1 protein-coding gene is annotated in these 1,435 nt (G+C 71.2%); it reads left to right on the forward strand.

Going from position 1 to position 1,435, the window contains the following annotated elements; all coding sequences use genetic code 11:
* On the forward strand, positions 1–1,435 hold a 1,435-nt coding region (locus tag FQU96_RS41950; RefSeq protein WP_146547387.1), incomplete at both ends, for an amino acid adenylation domain-containing protein.

Genomic DNA, 1,435 nt, shown 5'->3' on the forward strand with positions numbered 1-1,435 from the left:
GCGACGGCCCGGATCCGTGCGCGGGCGTTGGCGCGTCCCGAAGCGGAGGCACTGAGCTGCGAGGGCGAACGGCTGAGCCACGGGGCGCTGGAGGCATGGTCGAACCGGATCGGTCGCCGGCTGAAGACGCTCGATGTGGGCCGCGAGGTTCGGGTGGGCCTGTGCCTGGAGCGGTCGGTGGGGATGGTTGCCGGCCTGCTGGGCGTGCTGAAGGCGGGCGGCGCATTCGTGCCGCTGGACCCGGCGTACCCGGAGGCACGTCTGCGGGAGATGGTGCAGGACGCCGGCGTGCGGTGCGTGGTGACGGACGCGGCGACGTCGGCACGCCTGGGCGCGGTGCTGGCGGGCTGCGCGCAGGTTGTGGTGAGCGATGTCGAGGACGAGAGCGCGGCGGGCTGGGACGAGGCGATCGTCCCGGACCAGCTGGCGTACGTGATCTACACGTCGGGCTCGACGGGCCGTCCGAAGGGCGTGGCGATCACGCACGGAGCGCTGAGCCTGCACCTGGGAGACTTCCTGGCGACGTACGGCATCGGTCCGTCGGACGTGGTGCTGCACAGCTCGACGATCAACTTCGACGTTGCGCTGCACGAGCTTCTGCCGGCGCTGATGCGGGGCGGCCGCGTGGTGATGCGTGGTCCCGGACTGTGGGACCTGGAGACGCTGACGGGCCGGCTGCGTGATGAGGGGGTGACGTTCTCGCGGATCCCGACAGCGTACTGGCAGCAGTGGCTGGGGGATCTGCCGTTATCGCTGCCGTCGCTGCGCCAGGTGACGGTGGGCGGCGAGGCGCTGGCGGGGGATGCGCTGAAGCGGTGGCAGGCAGGTCCGCTGTCGGGGGTACGTCTGGACAACCTGTACGGCCCGACGGAGACGACGATCGCGTGTTTGTCGCGTCGGACGGAGGCGAGTGACGGGGATGGCGCGATCGTACCGATCGGGCATGCATACCCGAGCCGCAGCGCGTACGTGCTGGATGTGGACGGCAACGAGGTGCCGATCGGTGGTCTGGGCGAGCTGTGCATCGGTGGCGGGACCCTGGCGCGGGGATACCTGGACCGCCCGGGGCTGACGGCGGAGCGTTTCGTGCCGGACCCGCAGATGCCGGGCGGCCGGCTGTACCGGACGGGAGACCTGTGCCGGCAGCGTGATGATGGGACGGTCGAGTTCCTGGGTCGTCTGGACGAGCAGGTGAAGCTGCGGGGGTTCCGGATCGAGCTGGGTGAGGTCGAGGCCGGGCTGCGGTCGTGCGCGGGGGTGCGCGAGGCAGTGGCGATGGTGCGCGGGTCGGGGGAGGGCCGCCGGCTTGTGGGGTACGTGGTGGGCGATGTCGATGGCGCAGGGGTGAAGGCGGCGCTGTCGGGACAGCTGCCGGAGTACCTGGTGCCGTCGGTGGTGGTGGTTCTGCCGGCCTTGCCGGTGCAGGTGAACGGGA

Origin of the sequence: Reyranella sp. CPCC 100927 (genome assembly GCF_007859315.1) — a bacterium.
Taxonomy (GTDB): Bacteria; Pseudomonadota; Alphaproteobacteria; order Reyranellales; family Reyranellaceae; genus Vineibacter.